Here is a 17013-nt window from a genome sequence, read left to right as displayed (position 1 = left end):
CTGAGGATTGGGCTCACCTGTGACGGTGAGTGCAAGCACGCGCGTTCGGCGGAAGCCCACGAGCGGGGAGGCGGTGCGCATGGCCTGTTGTGGTGATGTTCGCGGCCCGAGCCCGAACCCCGCCGAGTCGATCGTGTCGCGCGTTCTCGGACACGCTGTGATGAGCACGAGCCAGGGGGACCGGTAGATGTACGAGTTGGCACGGGTACGGCTGCACTCGGTCGGGCCCGCGGGCGCCCGCTATCAGGACGTCGTCCTCGACCTCAGCGGTGTCGGCCCGGTCGTGCAGGCGCCCACGCAGGACGCGCTGTTCTCCGCGGGGATCCACTCGGTGGACCAGGGGCTGCCCCGCCGACCCGCACCCGCCAGCGTGCTGTTCCTGGAGAACGGCGGCGGCAAGTCCGTGCTGATCAAGCTGATCTTCTCGGTCATGCTGCCCGGCAGGAGGCAGGTGGTCGGCACGACCAGCACGCGGGTGCTGGAGAAGTTCGTCGGCGCCAAGGACGTCTCGCACGTGGTGCTGGAGTGGCAGCACACCGACACCGGCCGCAGGCTCATCACCGGCAAGGTCTCCGAGTGGCGCGGGCACGTCACGTCCGCCGACCCGGCGAACCTCGTCGACTCGTGGTTCTGCTTCCGGCCCAGTTCGACCCTCGGTCTCGACTCGCTGCCACTGACCGAGGACGGCAGGCTGCTCACTATGTCGGGCTTCGCGGAGAAGCTGGACCACAGCCACCGCGCGGAACCCGAGCTGGAACTGTTCTGGACCCGCAGGCATCACGAGTGGACCGAACGGCTCGACCAGCTTGGGCTGGACACCGAACTGTTCCGGTACCAGCGCGCGATGAACGCGGGCGAGGGGGAGGCCGCCGACGCCTTCAACTTCAACACCGACGGGGCGTTCGTCGAGTTCCTGCTGAAGGCCGTGATCTCCGAGGACGATCCGCGAGACCTGGCCGAGGTCGTCCGCACCTACGCGCACAATCTCGGGCAGCGCGGCGAACTGGTCGCCGAGCGCGACTTCGTCGAGGGCGCGCTGGAACTGCTGGCGCCGTTGTCCGACGAGGAGTCGATGGCCGCCGCATCGAGATCGCTGGCCGACGACGCCCGCGCGCAGGCGACTTCCTTCGCCGACGCGGTGACCGCACGGCACCGCATCGAGTCGGAGCGACTGGACGGCCTGCGCGCACACGTCGAGGAGACCCGGGACGCCGAGAAACTGGCCGAGGGTGATCACCGCAGGCTCACCGCCGTGGTGACCGAACTCCGTAGGATCGTCGCCGATCTGCGCCTCGCCGACGCCGTCACCGCGAAGGAGGCGTGCGACACCGAACTCGCGCGGGCCAGGACCACGGCACAGGCGTGGCGGGAGACCGGCACCGTGCTCGCCCACGTCAACGCCGTGCGCAAGGCCGAGGGCATCCGCCGACTCGTCGGCGAGCGGGAACAGACCGCGAAGCCCGCGCTGGAGGCCAAGAACGCCGCGGCGGCGGCGCTGGCCAGGGGACTGCTCGCGCTCGCGGAGCAGGCGCGGGAGCAGGCCGACGCCGCCGACCGGCGCGCGCAGGCCCTGCACGCCGAGGCCGCTGCCCGGCAGGCGGACCGCGACCAGGCCACCGGCACCGCGGCACGCCATCGCGCCGAGGCCGCCCAGTTCGCCGAGCGGATCGACGAGGTGACCGCCGAGGTGCGTAGGTCCGTCCGCGCGGACCTGCTGCCTGCCCCTTCGAGTGGGACGGAGGTCAGCGGGGTCGCCGAGGCCGCCCAGCGCGCCCGCACCGAGGTGTCGACCGCGGCCTCGGAGCTGGCCGCCGCGGAGGCGGCACTGGAGACCGTCGAGGACGAGCTGACCGAGGTCCAGTCGGAGCTCTATGCCGCGCGGCAGCGGGTCAGCGCGGCCGACGGTACGGAGCGTCAGGCCGCAGCCGAACTGGACAGGGCGTACCGGCGGACCGATGCCCTCGCCGCCCACCCCCGCCTCGCCGAACTGCTCGGCGGGGACGGCGTGCGCCTGGAGACCGACGCGCCGGCGTTGCTGAAGCGGCTGCGGCAGGCCCGTGGCGAGGCAGAGCGGGAGCAGACGACCCTGCGCATGGAGGAGCAGGTGGACGAGCGGGCACTCGCCGCGCTCGGCAGTGGCGGGCTGCTGCCCGCGCCCGCGGAGGTGCAGGCCGCGCTCGACGTGCTGGAGGACGCGGGTGTCACGGCCTGGTCCGGCTGGCGCTATTTGTCCACCCTGGACTCCAAGGCGCGGGAACGGGCGCTGCGCCGGTATCCGTATCTCGTCGGCGGGGTCCTGCTCAACGACGCGGCGCAGGTGCCCCGCGCGGAGTCGGCGCTGCGCGCGGCCAAACTGCTGCCTGGCGTGCTGCTCGCGGTCGGGACCACCTCGGCCGTCCTCGGCGCGGGGCCGGAGGAGGGGCCGGCCGGAATCGACTTCCTGGTTCCGCCGAATCCCGCCATGTACGACGAGGACGCCGCCGACGCAGAGCGGGAGGCGATCGCCGCCCGGCACTCGCGGCGGCAGAAGCAGCTCGAGGCCCTCGCCGCGGCGGTGGAGGTCGACGCGGGCCTGGAGTGGAAGCTCGCCGCCTGGCGGGAGGATTACCCGGCCGGTGCCGTCGCGGGCCTCGCGGAGGACGCGGAGAACGCCGCGAGTGACCTGGCCGAGGCCAGGTCCGCGCTGACCGCGGTGGAAACCAGGGTGGACGAGCTCTCCGCCCGGCGCCTGCGGCTGCGCGAGGGCGTGCCGGAGCGGCGCGCGATGTTGCGCGGCGCCGAGGACCGGGCCCGTTCCCTGGACGAACTGGCCGCCAAGGTGGCCCGCGTTCCGGAGTGGACCGACGCGGCGGAACGGGCGCGTGAGGTGCTCGCCCGCGCCGAGGCGGAGGCGGAGGCGGCCGCCGCGCACGCGGACCGGCTGCGTGCGGAGGCCGCCGAGGAGCAGCGCACCGCCGACGGGCACCGGCGCACGGTCAGCAGCGCCAACGCCGAACTCGCCGAGGTGCCCGGTGGCGGCGGTGTGTCCGTCGGCGATCCGGTACCGGCCGAACCGGTGGACGCTCTGCGGCGCGCGTTCCACGCCGCCGGGGACGCCTACGCCAAGGTGGAGGTCGGCAGCGACCTCCGGGCGGAGCTGGAGCAGGCGGAGAGCGCCGAGTCCGCCGCGCGTGCGGCGCTGGAGGCGCTCGACGCGGAGGTTCGCGAACAGGCGACCAGGATGCTGGACACGCCGGACGGTTCGGATGCGGCGACCAGAGCGGCGGCCCAGGCCAGGGCGGGCCGCGCGGTGGCCGCGCTGGAGGCCGAGCACAGTGAGGCGATCGGCGTGGTCGCGACCAGGAGGGCCGAGCTGGAGCAGCTGCCGAAACAGCCCGCCTCGCTGGAAGGGCACCCCCGGCCGCGGGACGTCGAGCACGGTTTGGAGCTCATCGAGGCGGCAACCGAGGACGTCACCGCCGCGGCGAGGGCACTGGAACGTGCGCAGACCCAGCGCAGCGAAGCGGAGTACGTGCTGGAGGTCGCCACGTCCTCCGCCGCGGGCTTCGCGATGCTCGCCGAGGCTGTCTCTCACCTGGCCGGTGGCAGCGAGCAGAGCGACGTCTTCGACGGCGACCTCGACACCGCGCGATCGCGCCACAGCTCGCTGAACGAGGCGCTGAAGACCGCCGAGGCCGCGGTGGACCAGGCGCAGGCACGTGTCCGGGCCGCCGCCGACGCGCTGGCGCAGTACGCCACCGAGAAGCGGTTCGAGCAGCTAACCAGCCCGGTGCGCCAGCAGATCATCTCGGTGAAGCGGGACAGCCTGCCGGGCAGCGCCGGAGAGTGGACTACGGCACTGCGGCCGCGGCTGCGCACACTGACCGACGACCTCGCCCAGATCGACCGGCACCGCTCCGGGATCGTGGCCAGGCTGCAGGGAATGGTCGAGGGTGCGCTGCGCATGCTGCGCTCGGCCCAGCGGCTGTCGCGCCTGCCGGAGGGGCTCGGTGACTGGTCCGGGCAGGAGTTCCTGCGGATCCGCTTCGCCGACCCCGAGGAGAACGTGCTCGCGGAGGCGCTCGGCGAGGTGGTCGACGAGGCCGCGGTCGGCCGGACGAGCGACGGCCGCGAGGTGAAGCGGGACGGGATGTCGCTGGTACTGCGCGGGGTCCAGGCGGCGGTGCCGAAGGGGTTCCGGGTGGACATGCTCAAGCCGGACTCGGTACTGCGCACCGAGCGGCAGCGTGTCTCGGAGATCCGGGACGTGTTCTCCGGCGGGCAGCAGCTCACGGCCGCCATCATCCTGTACTGCACGCTGGCCGCGCTCCGGGCGAACAACCGCGGCAAGATGCGCAACCGGCACTCGGGGGTGTTGTTCCTGGACAACCCCATCGGCCGCGCCTCGGCGGGCTACCTGCTGGAACTGCAGCGGGTGGTGGCGAGCGCGCTCGGCGTGCAGCTGATCTACACCACCGGCCTGTTCGACGCGGGCGCGCTGAGCGAGTTCCCGCTGATCATCCGACTGCGCAACGACGCCGATCTGCGGGCGGGACGCAAGTACCTCTCGGTGGACGCCACCATCCGCGGACAGCTGGACGACCTGGCCGAGCCCGACGGAACCGCGCGGATCTCCGCGACCCGCGTGTTCACGAACCCGGGTGGCCGAACCGAGTCGTCTACTGTGGACGGCTGACGGCGAGGCCCGCGCCGAGGCCGATCATCATCAGGCCACCGGAGCCGCCGACCAGTTCGAGCCGCCGGGGGGAGTGGGCGAACCACGTGCGGGCGGTTCCCGCGACGAGCGCCCACGCGCTGTCCGACAGCAGGGCGATGACGGGCAGCGCGATGCCGAGAATCAGGATCTGTGGCGGCACGGCGCCCGCGGCCGGATCGACGAACTGCGGCAGTACCGCGGCGAGGAACACGATCGACTTCGGGTTCGCGAACCCGACGACGAACCCGTCCCACAGCACCCGGAGTGCCCGCGTCCTGCGGACCTCGCCGCCCGCGTGCAGGGCACCGTGCAACGACCGCCGGTGCCGGATCGCCTGTACGCCGAGGTAGACGAGGTAGCCCGCGCCGAGCAGTTTGATCACGGTGAAGACGGTCGCGGAACGCTCGACCAGCGCGCCGAGGCCGAACGCCACCGCCACCACCTGGACGTAGACGCCGGCCGCGTTGCCGGCCACGGTGATCAGCGCGTCGCGCCTGCCGACCGTCAGCGCACGGCTGATCGCGAACAGCACGCTCGGGCCGGGAATCACGATCATCACGAACGTCAGCGCGGCGAAGGCGGCGAGCTGGCTGAAGGACACCATCGGTCGAGCTTAGCGTTCGAGCGGGAGCTGGTTTCTTGATCGATTCTCCTGGTGAGGGCGAAGTGGCCCACGTCTCCGCTGGGGCGTTCAGGTAGCCGCAGGTGAGCACGCTAGGGTTACGGCTGAACGTGCGTTACCCGACAGGTGAACAACGTGCACTACCTGACAGGTGAAAGCGTCCCGCAGACGTGTTACCCGGTGCAGCCGGGTCGAGCCCCGAGGAGAGAAGAGCAGTGACGGTTCGCGTAGGCGTCAACGGCTTCGGCCGGATCGGTCGAAACTTCTTCCGCGCCGTAAAGGCCAGCGGTCACGACATCGAGATCGTGGCGGTGAACGACCTGACCGACAACTCCGCCCTCGCGCACCTGCTCAAGTACGACAGCGTGCTCGGCCGTCTCCCTGAGGAGGTCGGCACCAACGACGAGGGCATCGTCGTCGGCGGCAAGACCATCAAGGCGTTCGCCGAGCGCGACCCGGCGAAGCTGCCCTGGGGCGACCTCGGGGTGGACGTCGTCGTGGAGTCCACCGGCTTCTTCACCAACGCCGACGACGCCCGCAAGCACGTCGAGGCCGGAGCGAAGAAGGTCGTCGTGTCCGCGCCGGCCAAGGGCGAGGACCTCACCGTCGTGCTGGGTGTGAACGACAACGCCTACGACGGTTCGCAGACGATCATCTCCAACGCGTCCTGCACCACCAACTGCCTCGGCCCGCTCGCCAAGGTGCTGAACGACAGCTTCGGCATCGAGCAGGGTCTGATGACCACGATCCACGCCTACACCGCGGACCAGAACCTGCAGGACGGACCACACAAGGACCTGCGCCGTGCCCGTGCCGCCGCGCTGAACATCGTGCCCACCGGCACCGGTGCCGCCAAGGCCATCGGCCTCGTGCTGCCCGAGCTCAACGGCAAGCTGGACGGCTACGCGCTGCGGGTGCCGGTGCCGACCGGTTCGACCACGGACCTGACCGTGCAGCTGGCCAAGAGCGCCTCGCTCGAGGAGATCAACACCGCCTACCGCGCCGCCGCCGACGGACCGCTGAAGGGCGTCCTGCGCTACAGCGACGAGCCGATCGTCTCCTCCGACATCGTGACCGACCCGGCGTCGTGCATCTACGACGCGCCGCTGACGAAGGTCATCGGCAACCAGGTCAAGGTCGTCGGCTGGTACGACAACGAGTGGGGTTACTCCAACCGCCTCGCCGACCTGGTGAAGCTCGTCGGAACCAAGCTGTCCTGATCCATGGCGACGAAGACTCTCGACGACCTGCTCGGCGAGGGCGTGCCGGGGCGCATCGTGCTGGTGCGCTCCGACCTCAACGTCCCGCTCGACGGTTCCACCATCACCGATGACGGCAGGGTCCGTGCCGCGCTTCCGACGATCAGGAGACTTGCCGAGGCAGGCGCGAGGGTCGTCGTGACCGCCCACCTCGGCAGGCCGAAGGGTGAGCCGGACGCGAAGTACTCGCTCGCTCCCGTGGCCGCTCGTCTCGGCGAGCTGCTGGGCGCCGACGTTCCGCTGGCCGCGGATGTGACCGGCGACTCCGCGCGGCAGACGGTGGCCGCCCTCGCCGACGGCGGGGTCGCGCTGCTGGAGAACGTGCGGTTCGACCCGAGGGAGACCAGTAAGGACGCGGGCGAGCGGGCGGCCTTCGCGGCCGAGCTGGCCGCGCTCACGGGGTCCGGCGGAGCTTTCGTCTCCGACGGCTTCGGCGTGGTGCACCGCAAGCAGGCCTCGGTCTACGAGGTGGCCGAGACCCTGCCCGCCTACGCCGGCGGTCTCGTGCTGGCGGAGCTGGAGGTGCTCAGCACCCTCACCGGCGAACCGCGCAGGCCCTATGCCGTCGTACTGGGCGGATCGAAGGTCTCGGACAAACTCGCGGTGATCGAGGCGCTCCTGCCGAAGGTGGACAACCTGCTGGTCGGCGGCGGCATGTGCTTCACGTTCCTCGCGGCCAAGGGCCACGCGGTGGGCAACTCGCTGCTGGAGTCGGACATGATCGACACCTGCAAGCAGCTGCTGGCCGACGCGGGTGACAAGCTCGTGCTGCCCTCGGACGTGGTGGTGGCCGACGCGTTCTCCGCCGATGCCGCCACGCGCACCGTGGCCGCCGACGCGATCGAGGACGGCTGGATGGGCCTGGACATCGGCCCGGACAGTGTGCGCGCGTTCGCGGGCGCACTCGAAGGCGCGGGGACCACCTTCTGGAACGGACCGATGGGCGTGTTCGAGATGGCGCCCTTCGCCGAGGGCACCAGGGGAGTCGCGCAGGCCATCGCCGACTCGGCCGCGTTCAGCGTGGTCGGTGGCGGCGACTCGGCCGCCGCCGTGCGGCTGCTCGGTCTGCCGGAGGACGGCTTCTCCCACATCTCCACCGGTGGCGGAGCTTCGCTGGAATACCTCGAAGGCAAGGAACTACCCGGCGTCGCGGTGCTGGAGGAGGGTGTCCGATGACCCGCAAGGTGCTGATCGCCGGCAACTGGAAGATGAACCTCAATCACCTCGAGGCCATCGCTCTGGTGCAGAAGATCGCGTTCTCCCTGCCGGAGAAGTACTACGCCAAGGTGGACGTGGCCGTGTTGCCGCCGTTCACCGACATCCGCAGCGTGCAGACGCTCATCGACGGCGACAAGCTGCTTCTCGGCCACGGCGCCCAGGACCTGTCCCCGCACGACTCCGGCGCCTACACCGGGGACGTTTCGGGCGCGATGCTGGCCAAGCTCGGCTGCACCTACGTCACGGTGGGGCACTCCGAGCGGCGTGAGTACCACGCCGAGACCGACGAGACGGTCAACAAGAAGGTGCGGGCCGCCGTCAAGCACGGGCTGACGCCGATTCTGTGCGTCGGTGAGCAACTGGACATCCGCGAGGCCGGTGGTCACATCGAGCACACCACGGGGCAGCTGATCGCGGGGCTGAAGGGGCTCAAGACCGAGCAGGTGGCCGAGGTCGTCGTCGCCTACGAGCCCGTCTGGGCCATCGGCACGGGCAGGGTCGCCACGCCCAGCGACGCCGAGGAGGTGTGCGCGGCCCTGCGGGGGGCGCTCACCGAGAAGTACGGTGCCGAGGTCGCTGACGGAGTCCGTGTGCTCTACGGCGGCTCGGTGAAATCCGGTAACATCGCCGACCTGGTCGCGTGCGACAACGTTGATGGTGCGCTGGTGGGTGGGGCAAGCCTGAACGCCGACGAATTCACCAAACTCTGCGCGCTCGCTGCCGGTGGGCCGCTGCCGTAACCCGGCGGCCGCCCAGTAGTCTGGACCTTCGGCCGCCGCACTGACGAGGATGAGATGAAGCTGTTCCTGCAGATCCTGTTGATCACCTCCAGCGTGCTGCTGATCGGGGCCGTGCTGTTGCACCGTGGCCGGGGCGGCGGCCTGTCGTCCCTGTTCGGTGGAGGCATGCAGTCGAGCCTTTCCGGCTCGAGTGTCGCAGAGAAGAACCTCGATCGGATCACGCTGCTCCTTGGCTCGATCTGGTTGATCAGCATCGTGGGTCTCGGCCTGCTGCTGAAGGTTTGACGGCAGCACCGGGGGCCTCTTGCCGCGCTTCCGGTGGTGCCGAGTGCACGGGCGTGCCTATGGGGGGTGCGCCGCCGATGTCATAACTGTGAGGATTCATGGTTGGCGGTAATGCAATTCGCGGCACCAGGGTCGGTGCCGGTCCGATCGGCGAGTCCGAGCGCGGGGAATCCGCGCCACGGCGCCGAATTTCCTACTGGTGCGCCAACGGCCACGAGTCGCAGCCATCGTTCTCGATGGACGCGGACATCCCGGAGGAGTGGGACTGTCCGCGGTGCGGACTGCCCGGCGGGCAGGATGAGCAGAACCCGCCTGCCGCGCCCCGGACCGAGCCGTACAAGACGCACCTGGCCTACGTGAAAGAGCGGCGCAGCGACGCCGACGGCGAGGCCATTCTCGCCGACGCGCTCGAACGACTGCGGCAGCGACGCCAGATCTGAGCGGTTCGCGGGGGAACTTTCGTAGGGAAAGTTCCCCCGGTTCCGTTTCCGGCGCCGACCGCGTGGACGGAACCGGAAACGGGCGTTCAGACCTTGGACGGTTGTTCGATGGCGATCTCGGCCGTGTCCTCCTCGTCGCTCATCAGGCGCATCGGGTAGTGGGCCTGTACCAGGAAGCCGCCGTCGTCGGTTGAGCTGGTCTCGAACGTGCCGCCGAGTAGACGGGCCCGTTCGGCCAGTCCGGTCAGCCCGTGGCCACCGGAGGGCAGCCCGCTGACGGGTTCGCGCGCCGGTTCGTTCCGCACTTCGATGTGCAACCCGTCCGCGGCGCCGAGAACTCGCACGACCGCCTTGGCTCCTGGAGCGTGCTTGTGCACGTTCGTCAGGCATTCCTGGACCGTGCGGTAGGCGGCGGCGGAGATCTTCGAGCACAGTTCGTCCGGCACTCGTTCAACGGTCAGCTGAACCGGCACGTCGGTGTTGCGCACGAGCTGGTCGAGCTCGCTGATTCCCGGGCGGGGACCGTCGTCCTCGACCCCGGATCGCAGCACACCGACCAGTGACCGGAGTTCTTCGAGCGTGTGCCTGCTGAGTTGTCGGATCGTCTGTGCTGTCTGCTGGGCCTCGGCCGAGGTGTTGGACACCGACAGCACACCCGCCTGCATGGCGATCAGGGTGATGTCGTGCGACACCACGTCGTGCATCTCCCTGGCCAGGCGGGCCCGTTCCTCCGCGCGCACCGCCTGTGCGTGCAGTTGTTGCTCCCGGTCCCGGCTGGCGGCGAGTTCGACGAGGCGGGCGGAGAGTTGCTTGCGGGCACCGATCAGCAGGCCGATCGCGACGGGCATGCCGGCCACGATCACCCCGTAGATGGCGGCAAGGCCGTGCTCTCGCCAGCTCCGTGCGACAAAGTCCTCCAGCGGCCACTGCACGAACCTGCCGACCCACACCAGACCGGCACCGAACCAGACCTGCCAGTGCTGCTGCTTTCGGGTGGCGAGCAGCCCCAGCGCGATCATGGCGGCGAGCTGGGACCAGCCCGCGAGGAAGCCGGGGAAGGTCGCGAGGACGACCAGGAACGGGAACCAGCGTCGGGCCACGAGTGCGACACAGGCGGCGGCCGAGAGCACGTACGAGTACGGCTCGGCCTGCTCGGGAAACACGAGCCAGAAATCGAGCACGGCAATCACGATGACCGCGGCGTCGACCGCGAGCGAGCGGAGTGCCGGAGCGGCGAACCAATGAGCTCGTCCTGCTGCGTCGGCCGGTCGCCGCGTTCGGTCGGCGGCCCCCGCGCCGGGGCCGCCGACCGAAATCCTGAGGAAGGAGAGTCCCTCTGTGGTCATGGCTTGGACCTCTCGTCTTGTGGACTTACAAGAGAGAGGTACCGATGACCGATTTAGGACGCTTGACCCCGAACAAATGTGCGGATGCTAAGAGCGCGATTATTCCATGGTTTGGATTACCGCGATGATGTCTCCAATGCCACATTGGGGAACTTGAACGTCCCTGATGTGGCATTGGGGACATCTGGAAAATGGGCCTCGAGGACGACGTTATGGGCGGGTGCGGGGGAGGGCGGCCGCAGCGGCCTCGTCGAGCAGCCACAGGGTGCGACGGGCACCCCGCGCTCCCGCCACCGGCAGTTGCGCCTCTGGTGCGCCGGCCACGGCGAGGGCCACGGCGTCCGCCTTCGCCGCACCGCCGGTCACCAGCCACACCTCCGCCGACCGCCGGATGGCGGGCAGCGTCAGGGAGACCCGGGTCGGCGGTGGCTTCGGGGAGTCCCGCACGGCGATGACCGAACGTTCCCGCTCATGAACCGCGGGTGAGTCGGGAAACACCGAGGCCGTGTGCCCCTCGCCGCCGAGGCCCAGCAGGGTGATGTCGAAGACGGGCACCCACCCGTCGGACGCCGAGCCCGCCAGCAGCCGGGCGTACGCGTCCGCCGCGGCGTCGGGGTCGGCGCCGAACTCGCCGTCGGCCGGAGCCATGGGATGCACCCTGGCCGGATCGAGTGGCACGTGGTCGAGCAGTGCCTCCCTGGCCTGCTTCTCGTTGCGCTCGTCGTCCGCCGCGGGCAGGAACCGCTCGTCACCCCAGTACAGGTCCAGCTTGGCCCAGTCGATCGCGTCGCGGGCGGGGGAGTGCCGTACCTGCTCGAGAATGGCGATGCCGGTGCCGCCGCCGGTCAGCACGACCGAGGCGCTGCCCTGTTCCGCCTGCACGTCCGCGATCCGGGTGATCAGCCTGGCCGCCGTCGCCGCGGCGAGCAGGTCGGCATCGCGGTGGACCACGACTTCGGCCGCGCTCATGAGACCGCTTCCGTCTGCTTCGCCGCGGGCTTGCGGGTGGTCTTCGACGTCGTTGCGGCCGTCTTCTTCGTCTTGGCGGCCAGTTTGCCCAGGCCCCGCAGCGCCCCCTCGTACACCTCGTCGGGGTCGAGCCTGCGCAACTCCTCGATCAGGCAGTCCGTCGTGTTGCGGCGCTGCAGCGCCACCCGGCGGCTCGGCTGGCCGGGGGCGGTGAGCGTGCCGACCTTGCCGTCCGGGCGGTGCAGTTCGATCGAGCCCGAGCGACGCTCCAGCGAAACCGAGACGATCCCTTGCGCACTCGTGGTCTTGACCCGCTTCACCGGCACGTTCAGGTACTCGGCCAGCCAGCCCGCCAGCAGTTCCGTCGACGGCGAGTCACCCTCGCCGGTCACCGTCGCGCCGCTGAGCTTCTCGTACGGCGGCAGGTCGAGGGCCGACACCAGCTGCGCCCGCCAGTGGGTGAGCCTGGTCCACGCAAGGTCGGTGTCGCCCGGTTCGTACGACTTCGCCCGGGTCGCCAACGTCCGGACCGGGTTGCGGGCAGCCGCCGAATCGGTGATCCGCCGCTGGGCCAGCTGTCCGAGCGGGTCCTGCGCCGGAGCCTTCGGGCCGGTGCCCGGCCACCAGGTGACGATCGGGGCGTCCGGCAGCAGCAGCGGCACCACCGCGCTCTGCCCCTGCGAGGCGAGCGCGCCGTAGAGCCGGAGCACGATGACCTCGCTCGCCCCGGCGTCCCCGCCGACGCGGATCTGGCCGTCGATCCGGGCCGCCGCCGTCCGCGACCCCTTGGCCACCACGATCACCCTGGACGGGTGTTCCCGGCTGGCGTCGTTGGCCGCGTCGATGGCGTCTTCCAGTCGGTCGTCATCCTCGGCCGCGATCACCAGTGTGAGCACCCGGCCGAGCGCGACGGCGCCGCCACGCTCCCGCAGCTCCACCATCTTCTGGTTCACCTGCGAGGTCGTCGTCGAGGGCAGGTCGATAATCACGGGCGCCTCCAGTGTTTTTGCGGGACACCCGCACCCGGTCGGCCCCCGTGTGCGGATGAAGAAGCGTCGCTCACGGGCGCCTCCAGTGTCTTGCGGGACACCCGCACCCGGTCGGCCCCCGCGAGCGCAAGTGAAGAAGCGTCGCTCACGGGCGCCTCCAGTGCCTTCCACTGCGTCCAAGCAGCTCTTCCGCCGACGGCGGCCCCCACGTGCCCGGCTGGTACACCTCGGGAGCGCCGTGCTTGGCCCAGTGCTCCAGCACCGGATCCAGGATCTCCCAGGAGAGCTCGACCTCCTCGTTCACCGGGAACAGCGACGGCTCCCCGAGCAGCACGTCCAGGATCAGCCGCTCGTAGGCCTCGGGCGACGTCTCGGTGAACGAGTGGCCGTAGCCGAAGTCCATCGTGACGTCGCGGACCTCCATCGTCGTACCCGGCACCTTGGAGCCGAACCGCATGGTGATGCCCTCGTCCGGCTGCACCCGGATGACGAGCGCGTTCTCGCCGAGCTCCTCCGTCGACGTCGAGTCGAACGGCAGGTGCGGTGCCCGCTTGAAGACGATCGCGATCTCCGTGACCCGCCTGCCGAGCCGCTTTCCGGTACGCACGTAGAAGGGAACGCCGGCCCAGCGCCGGTTCTGCACCTCCAGCGTCACCGCCGCGTAGGTCTCCGTCGTGGAGTCCTTGGCGAAGCCCTCCTCCTGCAACAGGCCGGGCACCTTCGTGCCGCCCTGCCAGCCTCCGCCGTACTGGCCGCGCGCCGTCGTCTCTTCGAACGGCTCCACCGCCTTGGTGGCGGCGAGCACCTTGACCTTCTCCGCCCGCAGCGCCCTCGGCTGGAACGAAACAGGTTCCTCCATCGCGGTCAGCGCGAGGAGCTGGAGCAGGTGGTTCTGGATGACGTCGCGGGCCGCGCCGATGCCGTCGTAGTACCCCGCGCGCCCGCCGAGACCGATGTCCTCGGCCATCGTGATCTGCACGTGGTCGACGTAGTTGGCGTTCCAGATCGGCTCGAACATCTGGTTGGCGAACCGCAGAGCCAGGATGTTCTGCACGGTCTCCTTGCCGAGATAGTGGTCGATGCGGAACACCGACTCCTCGGGGAAGACGTCGTTGACGATGGCGTTGAGTTCCCTGGCGCTCTCCAGGTCGTGGCCGAACGGCTTCTCGATCACCACCCGGCGCCAGGTCTCGGCATCCGCCTCGGCGAGCCCGCAGCGGGCGAGCTGCTTCGTCACCACCGGAAACGCCCACGGCGGGATCGAGAGATAGAACGCCGTGTTGCCACCGGTTCCGCGTTCATCGCTCAGGTCCCGGACCGTCTGGGCCAGCTGGTCGAAGGCGTCGTCGTCGTCGAAACTTCCCTGCACGAACCGGATTCCCTCGGCGAGGCGCTGCCACACCGACTCCCGGAACGGGGTTCGCGCGTGCTCGGCGACGGCGTCGTGCACGACCTGCCCGAAGTCCTGGTGCTCCCACTCCCTGCGGGCGAACCCGATGAGGGAGAAACCCGCGGGCAGCAGGCCCCGGTTGGCGAGGTCGTAGATCGCCGGCATCAGCTTCTTGCGGGAGAGGTCTCCGGTGACACCGAAGATCACCAGGCTGGACGGCCCGGCAATCCTCGGCAGCCGCTTGTCCCGTGCGTCGCGGAGCGGGTTGTTCCACCTACGGCTCATGTCTGCAATTCCTGTAGTGCTCGAACGATCTCCGCCAGTCCGGCGGCCCGGTCGGTCAGGTGCAGCCGCAGCACCGGCCTGCCGTGCTCGCGCAGCACCGCTCCGTCACCCAGTGCCTGGGCCAGTTGGAGCGTGGCGAGAGTGTACGGCCGGTCCGGGACCTCGATGTCGTTGTCCGCGGCGCCGGTGATCTGCAGGAAGACCCCGTTCTGGTGGCCGCCCTTGTGGTACTGGCCGGTGGAGTGCAGGAACCTCGGGCCCCAGCCGAACGTCACCTGCACGCCGCAGCGCTTCGCGAGCTCGCCGCGCAGCAGCGTGGCCGAGGCGTCGTCGAGCCGGTCCAGGTAGGCCTGCACCGCTACATACCCGTGCTCCGGCACGGTGCGCAGGAACTCCTGGAGCACATCGCCGAGGCCACCGTCACCGGACACGCCCGCCGAGGCGAACACCTCGACCGGACCATCCACTGTGGACGGCTCTTGCTCGCCGCCGAGTGACTCCGGTTCGTCCAGCAGCGACCGGGCCGCGTTCTTCGCGGCCTCCACGTCCGGCTGGTCGAAGGGGTTGATCCCCAGGAGCCTGCCGATGACGGCCGTGGCGTACTCCCACAGCAGGAACTGCCCGCCGAGTGGGCCCCGCACGGCCAGGTCCGCCGTCGAGACACGCGGACCGATGGCCACCGTGGTGGCATCGCTGTCCGCATCCGCGAAACCGGGGGAGTCCGGACCCTCGACCACCACCGGCAGCAGGCCGGTGCCCTGCTTGCCGGTCGACTCCGCGATCAGCTGTTCCGCCCAGTCGCCGAAGCCGGTCAGTGTCTCCGGGCTGCCGGTGTCACTGTTCGCCAGCACGACCTTCTCCGCGCCGGCTTCATGCGCCGCGCCGAGCGCCGCCGCCAGCCGGAGCCCGGGATTGCCGTCGGAGTCCACCGACAGCTCACCCGCGGCGGCCGCCGCCTGGTCCAGCAGCCTGGCTACGTCCGCGCCGGCCAGGCCCGCGGGAACGAGGCCGAACGCCGTGAGCGCAGAGTAGCGCCCACCGACGTTCGGATCGGCGAGGAACAGCTTCCGGTAACCCTCCGACTCGGCCAGTTCCGCGAGGGGCGATCCCGGGTCGGTGACCACCACGATCCTTCTGCCGGGGTCGATCCCGGCCTCGGTGAACGCCTTGGCGAAGATCCGCCGGTGACTGTCGGTCTCCACGGTGCCGCCGGACTTGGACGACACCACGATGACCGTACGGTCCAGGTCACCGGCGAGCGCGTCGCCGACCTGGCCGGGGTCGGTCGTGTCGAGCACGGTCAGCGGGACGCCCTCGGTCGCCGTGATCACCTCGGGCGCCAGGGACGAACCGCCCATCCCGGCGAGCACCACCCGGTCGACGCCCTCGCCGCGCAGTTCCTCGCGCAGCGCGTCGATCTCACCGATCAGCGGGCGCGAGGTCTTGTGCAGTGTCGTCCAGGACAACCGGATCGACGCTTCCGACTCGGCAGCAGGCCCCCACAGCGTGGAGTCCTGTCCCGCGAGTTTGCTCGCCACCCGGTCCGCCACCAGCTTGGCGATCAGCTCGCCGACCGCGCCACCGGCTCCGGAGTCACCGAGGTCGACGGTCAGGCTTGTGTCCTGCGGTTGCGGCTGTGTCATCTGGGGCGTCAGCTCCTGGCCTGCTCGAGCTGGCCGTTGACCGTGTCCAGCAGTTCGGCCCACGACTTGTCGAACTTCTCCACGCCCTCGTTCTCCAGGGTCAGGAAGACGTCGGTGACGTCGATCCCCGCGGCTTCGAGCTTGTCGAAGATCTCCTGGGCCCGCCCCGCGGTGCCGCTCACCGTGTCGCCACTGATCTCGGCGTGGTCGGCCGCCGCGAAGAGGGTCTTCTCCGGCATCGTGTTCACCGTGTTCGCGACCACGAGCTGGTCGACGTAGCGGGTGTCGGAGTACTCCGGGTTCTTCACACCGGTGGACGCCCACAGCGGACGCTGCGGGCTCGCGCCCTGCGCCTGCAGCGCCTGCCACCGCTCGGTGGCGAACAGTTCCTCGTAGGCCGCGTATGCCAGCCGGGCGTTCGCGATCGCCGCCTCGCCACGCAGGGCGAGGGCTTCCTCGGTGCCGATGGCCTCCAGCCGCTTGTCGACCTCGGCGTCCACACGGGACACGAAGAACGACGCCACCGACTGGATCCCGCGCAGGTCGTGGCCGTTGGCCTTGGCCTGCTCGAGCCCGGCGAAGAAGGCGTCGATGACCGCGCGGTAGCGCTCGACGGAGAAGATCAGCGTCACGTTCACGCTGATGCCCTCGGCCAGTGTCCTGGTGATCGCGGGCAGGCCCTCTTCGGTGGCCGGGATCTTCACGAAGATGTTCGGCCGGTCGACCGTCTTCCACAGGTCCTGTGCCTCGGCCACCGTCTTCTCGGTGTCCTTCGCGAGGCCGGGGTCCACCTCGATGGAAACCCGGCCGTCGACGCCGTTGGTGGCGTTGTAGACGTCCCGGAAGAGGTCGGCGGCATTGCGGACGTCGGTGGTGGTCAGTTCCCGCACGGCCGCGTGCAGGTCGGCGTCGCGCTCGGCGAGCGCACGGACCTGGTCGTTGTAGGCGTCTCCCGCGGACAACGCACCCGCGAAGATCGTGGGGTTGGTGGTGACTCCGACGACGTGCTTGTCCCGGATGAGCTCCGCGAGGTTGCCGGAGTTCAGTCGCTCCCTGGACAGGTCGTCGAGCCAGATCGAGACACCGGCCTCGGACAGCCGGCCCAGCCGATCGGTGGTGCTCATGACGTCA

At 70.2% G+C, this 17013-nt stretch carries 13 protein-coding genes; 6 read left to right on the top strand and 7 right to left on the bottom strand.

Going from position 1 to position 17013, the window contains the following annotated elements; all coding sequences use genetic code 11:
- Positions 1-187: 187 nt before the first annotated feature.
- On the top strand, positions 188-4675 hold the full coding sequence (locus BM199_RS12180; protein WP_091672976.1) for a coiled-coil domain-containing protein: 4488 nt from the start codon (positions 188-190) through the stop codon (positions 4673-4675).
- Here BM199_RS12180 and BM199_RS12175 read toward each other — a convergent pair.
- Complete coding sequence (locus BM199_RS12175; RefSeq protein WP_091672975.1) at positions 4659-5300, bottom strand: LysE family translocator; 642 nt, start codon at positions 5298-5300, stop codon at positions 4659-4661. The genes BM199_RS12180 and BM199_RS12175 overlap by 17 nt on opposite strands.
- 233 nt (positions 5301-5533) lie before the next feature.
- Here BM199_RS12175 and gap point away from each other — a divergent pair, with 233 nt between their 5' ends.
- From gap to BM199_RS12150, 5 genes are all read left to right on the top strand, one after another.
- Entirely contained in the window at positions 5534-6538 is a 1005-nt protein-coding gene (gene gap / locus BM199_RS12170; RefSeq protein WP_091672973.1) for a type I glyceraldehyde-3-phosphate dehydrogenase, read from the top strand.
- Positions 6539-6541: 3 nt separating this feature from the next.
- Positions 6542-7753, top strand: coding sequence for a phosphoglycerate kinase (locus tag BM199_RS12165; RefSeq protein WP_091672972.1), 1212 nt, complete (start codon positions 6542-6544; stop codon positions 7751-7753).
- Positions 7750-8535 (top strand): triose-phosphate isomerase, encoded by a 786-nt coding sequence (gene tpiA, locus BM199_RS12160; RefSeq protein ID WP_091672970.1) that lies wholly within the window; start codon positions 7750-7752, stop codon positions 8533-8535. The genes BM199_RS12165 and tpiA overlap by 4 nt, the downstream gene beginning before the upstream one ends.
- A 54-nt stretch (positions 8536-8589) precedes the next feature.
- Positions 8590-8820 (top strand): preprotein translocase subunit SecG, encoded by a 231-nt coding sequence (gene secG, locus BM199_RS12155; RefSeq protein ID WP_091672969.1) that lies wholly within the window; start codon positions 8590-8592, stop codon positions 8818-8820.
- Positions 8821-8918: 98 nt separating this feature from the next.
- Positions 8919-9260 carry an RNA polymerase-binding protein RbpA gene (locus BM199_RS12150; protein WP_091672967.1) on the top strand — a complete coding sequence of 114 codons (342 nt, stop codon included), beginning with the start codon at positions 8919-8921 and terminating at the stop codon, positions 9258-9260.
- An 86-nt stretch (positions 9261-9346) separates the two neighbouring features.
- Here BM199_RS12150 and BM199_RS12145 read toward each other — a convergent pair whose 3' ends face one another.
- From BM199_RS12145 to tal, 6 genes are all read right to left on the bottom strand, one after another.
- On the bottom strand, positions 9347-10606 hold the full coding sequence (locus BM199_RS12145; protein WP_091672965.1) for a sensor histidine kinase: 1260 nt from the start codon (positions 10604-10606) through the stop codon (positions 9347-9349).
- Positions 10607-10816: 210 nt separating this feature from the next.
- Positions 10817-11575 (bottom strand): 6-phosphogluconolactonase, encoded by a 759-nt coding sequence (gene pgl, locus BM199_RS12140; protein ID WP_091672964.1) that lies wholly within the window; start codon positions 11573-11575, stop codon positions 10817-10819.
- Entirely contained in the window at positions 11572-12564 is a 993-nt protein-coding gene (gene opcA / locus BM199_RS12135) for a glucose-6-phosphate dehydrogenase assembly protein OpcA (protein ID WP_091672962.1), read from the bottom strand. The genes pgl and opcA overlap by 4 nt, the downstream gene beginning before the upstream one ends.
- A gap of 145 nt (positions 12565-12709) precedes the next feature.
- The gene (gene zwf, locus BM199_RS12130) at positions 12710-14239 is read right to left on the bottom strand and encodes a glucose-6-phosphate dehydrogenase (RefSeq protein WP_091672961.1); all 1530 of its coding nucleotides are present in this window, start codon (positions 14237-14239) and stop codon (positions 12710-12712) included.
- On the bottom strand, positions 14236-15882 hold the full coding sequence (locus BM199_RS12125; RefSeq protein WP_143101822.1) for a glucose-6-phosphate isomerase: 1647 nt from the start codon (positions 15880-15882) through the stop codon (positions 14236-14238). Before BM199_RS12125 ends, zwf begins: the two co-directional genes overlap by 4 nt.
- Before the next feature lie 8 nt (positions 15883-15890).
- Positions 15891-17006, bottom strand: coding sequence for a transaldolase (gene tal, locus BM199_RS12120; protein WP_091672959.1), 1116 nt, complete (start codon positions 17004-17006; stop codon positions 15891-15893).
- Positions 17007-17013: the final 7 nt, after the last annotated feature.

The sequence above is a fragment of the Amycolatopsis marina genome (assembly GCF_900111885.1).
GTDB classification, from domain to species: Bacteria; Actinomycetota; Actinomycetes; order Mycobacteriales; family Pseudonocardiaceae; genus Amycolatopsis; species Amycolatopsis marina.
Note: the sequence above shows the minus strand (reverse complement) of the source record. Positions and strands in the feature narration are given on the sequence as shown.

What these genes read in the sequence shown, in the direction of transcription:
- BM199_RS12165 (WP_091672972.1), top strand. Translation starts at nt 6,542, where the DNA reads ATGGCGACGAAGACTCTCGACGACCTGCTCGGCGAGGGCGTGCCGGGG.
- tal (WP_091672959.1), bottom strand. Translation starts at nt 17,006, where the DNA reads ATGAGCACCACCGATCGGCTGGGCCGGCTGTCCGAGGCCGGTGTCTCG.
- BM199_RS12175 (WP_091672975.1), bottom strand. Translation starts at nt 5,300, where the DNA reads ATGGTGTCCTTCAGCCAGCTCGCCGCCTTCGCCGCGCTGACGTTCGTG.
- BM199_RS12125 (WP_143101822.1), bottom strand. Translation starts at nt 15,882, where the DNA reads ATGACACAGCCGCAACCGCAGGACACAAGCCTGACCGTCGACCTCGGT.
- BM199_RS12180 (WP_091672976.1), top strand. Translation starts at nt 188, where the DNA reads ATGTACGAGTTGGCACGGGTACGGCTGCACTCGGTCGGGCCCGCGGGC.
- pgl (WP_091672964.1), bottom strand. Translation starts at nt 11,575, where the DNA reads ATGAGCGCGGCCGAAGTCGTGGTCCACCGCGATGCCGACCTGCTCGCC.
- tpiA (WP_091672970.1), top strand. Translation starts at nt 7,750, where the DNA reads ATGACCCGCAAGGTGCTGATCGCCGGCAACTGGAAGATGAACCTCAAT.
- secG (WP_091672969.1), top strand. Translation starts at nt 8,590, where the DNA reads ATGAAGCTGTTCCTGCAGATCCTGTTGATCACCTCCAGCGTGCTGCTG.
- BM199_RS12145 (WP_091672965.1), bottom strand. Translation starts at nt 10,606, where the DNA reads ATGACCACAGAGGGACTCTCCTTCCTCAGGATTTCGGTCGGCGGCCCC.
- zwf (WP_091672961.1), bottom strand. Translation starts at nt 14,239, where the DNA reads ATGAGCCGTAGGTGGAACAACCCGCTCCGCGACGCACGGGACAAGCGG.
- BM199_RS12150 (WP_091672967.1), top strand. Translation starts at nt 8,919, where the DNA reads ATGGTTGGCGGTAATGCAATTCGCGGCACCAGGGTCGGTGCCGGTCCG.